Raw genomic sequence first — 7,232 nt, forward strand, 5'->3', positions numbered from 1 at the left:
TCAACCATTCTACGCCTTCAATAAGTGAAGCAATTTCATTATCTGTCTTTCTTGGGACGTTTCTGAAAGTAGCCCATAGAATCACCCCTTCTTTTTTTGGCGGGGTACTCTGATGACGACACATTAAAATCTGGATCTCGTTAAAATATGAATTCTACCACTATCGAAGAAACAGAGACTCAGAAGATCGACCCCAAAAAAGGAACTTTAAACTCAACATCATTTCTGGCACTTCTGGGAACTCAGTTCCTGGGCGCCATGAATGACAATATGTTTCGCTGGTTTATCATTCCGATTGCAAAACCAGAGATCGGAGACGCACAGGCACTCTCGTTGGGACTGGCCTGCTTTACTCTGCCTTACCTACTGCTTGCCAGTGTGGCAGGTTACCTTGCCGACCGGTTCAGTAAACGCACCGTGATCGTGGCTTGTAAGATAGCCGAAATCATCATTATGATTTTAGGAATCTGGGCTATTCAACTAGGAAACTTATACTTACTTTTTATTATCGTCGCATTAATGGGCTGTCAAAGCGCCCTGTTTGGTCCTGCGAAATTTGGCAGTATACCCGAAATACTACGCGATAATCGGCTTTCAAAAGGCAATGGCTTGATGGGACTGATTACAGTGGTTTCTTCGGCCTTGGGATTTATCGCAGGTAATTATTTATACCATTTTACTAAACCCAGTCTTACCTCTCCGGGATCATTCTCAGACATCAGTATCGCAGCATTGGCATTAGTTGGCGTAGCCGTAATTGGAACAATTATCAGTCTGAAGATTCGAAGTCTGACTCCGGCAGATCCAGATCGACTATTTCCCTTTAATCCTGCGAAAGAAACATGGCATCAATGGCAACTGCTTCGTAGCAGCACTCCCTTATTCAGAACCGCATTGGGAGTCGCTTTTTTCTGGATGCTTGCATCCATGGCGCAAATGAATGTCGATACTTATGGAATTCACGAGTTAGGGTTAGCCCAAAAAGATATTGGCCCCTTATTGGGAATCCTGGTTTTCGGAGTCGCTGCAGGAAGTATACTCGCAGGAGTCTGGTCTGCAGGTCGAATTGAGCTGGGAATCGTACCGATCGGTGCAGCAGGTATTGTGGTTACTTCTCTATTACTGTTCTTCACGGGCAGCAGTGTTGTACCTGGATCAGAATCCAGTTCACACTTCTACTATTTATTATCGTTACTCTGGCTCTTCTTGCTCGGAGTCAGTTCCGGATTATTTGACATACCGCTCGAAACATTCTTGCAACATCGTAGTGACGTGGAAACACGTGGCAGTATTCTGGCAGCCGCTAATTTTCTAGCGTTCTTTTTCATTCTCATCGCATCGGGTGTTTTCTTTGTGATGCAAGAATCCTTCAAAATGTCAGCCAGCCAGATTTTCATGGTGTTGGGCTTACTGACAATTCCAGTCGGCATCTATATTTTCAAACTGCTTCCGAACGCGACGATTCGATCTATCGTCTGGATGGTCAGTCGGACCATTTATAAATTGCGCGTCTGCGGACACGATAACCTACCTAAAAGAGGAGGGGCGCTCCTGGTAGCCAATCATGTTTCCTGGCTTGATGGGATCTTTCTCATCCTCACTTCCTCACGCCCCGTCAGAATGATTGCCTTCTCAACCTATGTTCAGAATCGGTGGGTTAAGTGGCTAACAGAGTTATACAACACAATCCCCATCAATATCGATGACGGCCCCAAAGCACTGATGGCATCTATTAAAACAGCACGCAAAGCCATTGAAGATGGAGAATTAGTCTGTATCTTCGCAGAAGGGAAATTAACCAGATCCGGTTACTTACAACCCTTTCAATCTGGTTTAATGAAAATCATTAAAGGGACGGGGGCGCCTGTCATTCCTGTCTATATCGATGAACTTTGGGGAAGTATCTTCAGTTTTCATGGAGGAAAATTTTTCTGGAAATGGCCCCGACGGTGGCCATATCCGGTTTCCATTCGCTTCGGAAAACCTATACTTCATCCTGAAAACGAAAAACACGTACAAAAGGTAGTTCAAAACCTGGGCATTGAAGCGGCCGATTTTCGAAAGACTTATCAAATGATTCCACCCAGACTGTTTATTCGAAAATGTAAAAACCGAAGATTCAAACAAAAAATAGCAGACTCAACAGGTGTTGAACTTTCCGGCGGAAAGGTTCTCACCGGAGCGCTCTTAATGAGGCGGCTTCTTAATAAGCATGTCTTTAAACAAGATGAAAAGATGATTGGCGTGCTACTGCCACCTTCTGTGGGAGGCTGTGTCGTCAATGCAAGCCTTGCCATCTCGGGTCGGGTTCCCATTAATCTCAATTACACTCTTTCCGACAGTGACATCAATTACTGTATCAAAGAAGCTGAGATCAAGACTGTTCTGACAAGCCAGAAGTTTATCGAGAAAAAACCCATCGATATGGATGCGAATGTAGTGCTTCTGGATGAGTTAAAATTAAAAGCGACTATCTTTGACAAACTAATCTGCCTCTTCCAGGCATTTCTCGTACCAGCATGGATCATCGAACGCGTCATCGGATTACGAAATGTCGATCCTGATGAATTGAGCACAGTCATCTTTACATCGGGATCAACGGGAAAACCCAAAGGAGTGATGCTGACACATCATAATATTGTTTCCAATATCAATTCCGCCGATGATTTATTACACCTCACCTCGCGAGACTGCATTCTGGGAATTTTACCCTTCTTTCATTCATTTGGTTATACGATTTCGCTTTGGATGCCGTTTCTTCGAAATATGAGAGCCTGCTTTCACTTTAATCCAACCGATGCACGTACTGTTGGAAAAATGGTGGAAAAGTACGAAGTCACATTGTTTGCATCAACACCTACGTTTTTAAGGCACTTCCTCAAGCGATGCACACCGGAGCAATTTAAATCGTTAGATCTTGTCATTACCGGTGCAGAAAAACTACCTCAAAGTCTGGCGAAAGAATTTGAAGAAAAATTCGGGATCTTTCCAACGGAAGGCTACGGCACAACCGAGTTGGCACCTGTCGCTGCTGTGAATATCCCACCCAGCCGACAACTGGATCCGGACGAGATTAGCGCGAAGCCAGGTACGGTGGGACGAGCCATTCCCTGTGTCATGGCGAAAACCGTAGATCCAGAAACAATGCAGGATCTACCCGACGGAGAGGAAGGCCTGCTGTTTATCAAAGGCCCCAATGTCATGAAAGGCTATTTGAATAATGAAGAAAAAACAGCAGAAGTAATTATCGATGGCTGGTACAACACGGGGGACTTCGCCACGATTGATGAAGACGGGTTTATCAAGATCACAGGTCGACAAACGCGATTTTCAAAAATCGGAGGTGAAATGGTGCCTCATGTTCGGATTGAAGAACTTATCACAGACATCGTCAGTGATCCGAATGAAGATGAACCAGAGGTCCAAATCGCGGTCACATCAGTCCCCGACACTAAAAAGGGAGAACGACTGGTCGTACTCTATAAGCCTATGAATATCTCGGTCGACACCATTCTTAAAGAAATTAACAAAGCAGATCTTCCCAATCTCTGGGTTCCTTCTAGCGATAGTTTTCTGGAAGTGGATTCAATTCCACTGCTCGGAACGGGTAAACTAGATCTTGCGAAAATCAAGGAACTCGCCTGCGAAGCATTTTCCTCTAAAGTCACCAGTTAACCCAAACTTTAAATACTGCTGAATGTTGAATGCCTTTATCTCTCGCTTTCATAGGCGTTTACACCTAATCGATCAAATAGGCTGTTAGTTTTTACGGTCTCATGAGTCCATATGTGTAAATAACGGGCCATTGTGTGGTTAATTCCACGTTCCACAATGTATTCGTTTTGCTGAAAGAGGCTGGAAGCAGGCATGATCAATCAAAATGTGAAACTAACAGAACGACAGATGCAAATCTATCAGTTCTTGAAAGACAAAATCGTAAACCGCGGATATGGCCCTACCGTAAAAGAAATTGGAGACGCATTTGAAATTCGATCTCCCAATGGTGTCGTCGGGCATTTAAAAGCGTTACAGCGCAAAGGACTCATTAAACGACAGTCCAACATTTCGCGATCGATTCAACTTTGCGATAATTCGCAAAAACCAGCGAACTTTCCTCTCACTGGTTTGTTAAAAGCAGGAGCTCCGGTGGCACTTCCTGAAGGTGAATCCCAAATTGACTTCAGTTCGCTATTTGAGTCTTCCGATAATTTCTGCTTGAAAGTCAAAGGCTCATCGATGATCGATGCGCAAATTCAAGAGGGGGATTATGTCGTTGTCAAAAGACAGGATACCTGCGAGCAGGGCGACATCGTTGTCGCGCTCGTTGATGACCACGAAGCCACATTGAAACGCTTCTATCAGGAAGAAACACGCATTCGCCTGGAGCCCGCAAATGCAACAATGGCTCCCATCTATTCGAATAACGTCAAAGTACTTGGCGTCGTAAAAGGTGTGATCCGAAAATTTGTTTAAGCTGTTTGCTTTAATCTACGCTTAATCTGAATCCAAGGCCATCTGTTCTCTAGCCATTGAAATCAGCATGGTATCGGGAAGAGTTTTCGCGCCGACCTGACGTAGCATATTCACAACTTGGGCGGTTGTATATTGGGCGTGAGTACAAACATGTAATAAAACATCAGAGCGCGTTGTTTGATGTATTTTCCCTTTACCAGAACTGGTACTTCTTTTATTCACGATCTCTTCTAGTGAATTATCTGTCAGTTGGATTAAATATCGATTCCAGCGTTGATCCAGATCTGCCCAATTCTGTTTCAGCTCTGCGAATGATTCGATCGCTCCGGTTCCTTTTTGATTGCCCGGTAACTCTTCAGGCAGATCACCGGGTAATGTGGGAGAGTCGTCACCCAATAATGCTTCGAGCCACACATACTCAGCCGCATAAAGATGTAATAACGACTTCCAAATAGAACCTTGACCTATCTTGAATGTCTGTTTTCTTTGCATCTCAGAAAGCATTTCAGCAGACGCAATCAATGCCCGATTCACCCATTGGCGGTGTTCATGCAAACGCGAGATCAACTTGACCGACACAGACTTTCCTCCGTTAGAAATGAAGTGTTGAGTTCCTTCATGCCAAAATAACCAGTTTACTTTCATTCAGATAGAGTGTAATTCCACAAAATGGGTTCGGGAATGTGCGATTGATCATCCCGCAATCAGACCGGAAATCTCCTGCATAATGGGGATTGAATTCATAGGAAAATTTTTAACTGTTTTTTTCATTTAGATTGTTTCTCAGCACTTGAATTGCCGAAACTATTTTCTATCCTTACCTTTACGTTAGGAGAGTTTCTACCTCACATCGAGGGGGATTAGCTCAGTTGGGAGAGCGTTTGGCTGGCAGCCAAAAGGTCACCGGTTCGAGCCCGGTATCCTCCATTTCAAGCTTACTGTTGTTTTAACAGTAAGCTTTTTTTATTACCAATTACCGATTTCGTTCCTGGCAGAAATGGAATGAGTTTCTCTCTGATTAATGGAAAACTGGCCTGCATTCCACAAAGAAATACAGGCCAGTCAATATCACAATTGAGAAAAGAGCAGCAGTACTACGGCCTGTTTACTGCGGTTGCTCAATGGGCAGTGTTGGTAGTGAATGATTAAGTTCACATCGCGGGCAAGGCTCCTCAAGTACTTCTCCCGACTTACATCTGTCACATGGTTCCTCAACCACTTCGGGCTCCAGTTGAAAATCTTGTGAGTAACTGCCACGATTCAGATAATTACAACCATCATATCCCAGAACAGCTTGATTAGGATCATATCGGAAATAAGCAGAGCCTGAATAAAATGCTTTCGGTTTTCCCCAAAAGCCAGTCGAATAAAATCCGGTATAGGCATAATTCTGATTCAAAGAGGAAATTGCTCTCCCCACATCTGAAAACTCACTCACCACGGCTGTCTGAACATAGCTTAATCCTACGATCATTCCTAAGACAGCAACAGTTAGAATGATTACTAACTCTGCCGATATGATGAAACCATTTTCATCGTTCCAAAACTGTTTTACGAGATGACTCATCTGAAGCTCCTTTGTTTATTTTGATTAACTTGCGTTTCATAAATTTGAAAATTTTGGATGTTGGAATCGTCTCACGAAATAAATCTGCCTGGAATGATTTTCGATCTCATTTCTCAGCCTGCGTCATTTCGTTTCAACGCGAAATTTTTTGACACTGCTGTTTATCATCACAGGGATAGTTCCTTGGAAATTTTCTTCAACTCGGTTTTGAAATTGCTGATTGGCTAAAGCGGGAAAGGAAAGTTTCTCAGGCTTCCCTTCTCTGGTTATCAAGGCGGAACTCAATACCTCACTCACCATAAAAAATCAGGATAAGTAAACCAGAATCTCTCCCCGCTTCAGTCAATCAGTCATCGGTGGTCTCTCAGGTCACCGACTTGTGTAACGGTCTCTCAGGTCGCCACACACACTCTCTATGCGATGCACTCCTCGGCCAACATTCATGCCACAGAAGCTGATAATCAAGATTTTGATATAACCGTTAAATCCGGTCTTTTCGTTAAGTCCGAAATATTCGGTCTGATCAATACAAATCGCAATACACGTGCCACTCCTGTAATTCACACAACAATCAGCACCACTACAATCGCTATAAAGCTAATAATAGTATTAACTTATAAAACCCCTATAATCATAACTTTTTATTGAGGCCGTTTTCAAAAAAACCCCTGGACGTTCGAAATGTTCAACTTGCTTTACACCGGTTTTAACACTTTTGACAAGAATACCAATCGTAGGGATTATGCAGATTATGAAACGAATTGTGCCAAAGTGAGAATCACCAGGCTGTCACTGAGAGTTAGATTTTGACTCAGAGCAGATGAGAGAGCGCGAGCGGGAAGGTATCAGAATGTGAAAGCAGAATTGCTCGCTTGAACTGAGTAGAATGAATCTCAAGCTGTCTGCATTCCACAAAAAAAGCCCCATCAAACCAAAGTTCGAGGGGGCTGAAGTTTTTCGCAGTCAGACGACTAGTTCAACAGCGGATTGTCGCCCTCGACAATCGAACTGAAGAAGTCATCCACGTCGGACGTGTCTGCCGCTTCTTCGATCACGGGCAGGCGTCTGAGCGACTCACCCAGGGATTCACTCATCAGATCGTGTCCCGCTTCGTCCGCATCCAGGTCGGCATAACCCAGGGTGTGACCGAATTCGTGTAATACCACGGTCAACAGGTCCATGCGACCAAAGC

5 protein-coding genes and 1 tRNA gene are annotated in these 7,232 nt (G+C 43.9%); 3 read left to right on the forward strand and 3 right to left on the reverse strand.

The window, feature by feature from the left end; translation table 11 throughout:
* Positions 1-147: 147 nt before the first annotated feature.
* Positions 148-3,675 carry an acyl-[ACP]--phospholipid O-acyltransferase gene (locus tag V202x_RS16730; protein ID WP_145177363.1) on the forward strand — a complete coding sequence of 1,176 codons (3,528 nt, stop codon included), beginning with the start codon at positions 148-150 and terminating at the stop codon, positions 3,673-3,675.
* Between the two features lie 192 nt (positions 3,676-3,867).
* Entirely contained in the window at positions 3,868-4,473 is a 606-nt protein-coding gene (lexA, locus tag V202x_RS16735) for a transcriptional repressor LexA (protein ID WP_145177368.1), read from the forward strand.
* 21 nt (positions 4,474-4,494) lie between these two features.
* Here lexA and V202x_RS16740 read toward each other — a convergent pair whose 3' ends face one another.
* Positions 4,495-5,052 (reverse strand): DinB family protein, encoded by a 558-nt coding sequence (locus V202x_RS16740; protein ID WP_145177371.1) that lies wholly within the window; start codon positions 5,050-5,052, stop codon positions 4,495-4,497.
* Between the two features lie 275 nt (positions 5,053-5,327).
* On the opposite strand from V202x_RS16740, the gene V202x_RS16745 reads away from it, so the two are divergent.
* Positions 5,328-5,400 (forward strand) — tRNA-Ala (locus V202x_RS16745).
* Between the two features lie 178 nt (positions 5,401-5,578).
* Here V202x_RS16745 and V202x_RS16750 read toward each other — a convergent pair.
* Positions 5,579-6,040, reverse strand: coding sequence for a Flp family type IVb pilin (locus V202x_RS16750; protein WP_145177374.1), 462 nt, complete (start codon positions 6,038-6,040; stop codon positions 5,579-5,581).
* 971 nt (positions 6,041-7,011) lie between these two features.
* A partial coding sequence (locus V202x_RS16755) for a hypothetical protein (RefSeq protein WP_232098533.1) occupies positions 7,012-7,232 on the reverse strand: 221 nt, incomplete at its 5' end.

Origin of the sequence: Gimesia aquarii (assembly GCF_007748175.1) — a bacterium.
GTDB lineage: Bacteria > Planctomycetota > Planctomycetia > Planctomycetales > Planctomycetaceae > Gimesia > Gimesia aquarii_A.

Coding starts and splice junctions, on each gene's coding strand:
- V202x_RS16730 (WP_145177363.1), top strand. CDS start 148: ATGAATTCTACCACTATCGAAGAAACAGAGACTCAGAAGATCGACCCC.
- lexA (WP_145177368.1), top strand. CDS start 3,868: ATGATCAATCAAAATGTGAAACTAACAGAACGACAGATGCAAATCTAT.
- V202x_RS16750 (WP_145177374.1), bottom strand. CDS start 6,040: ATGAGTCATCTCGTAAAACAGTTTTGGAACGATGAAAATGGTTTCATC.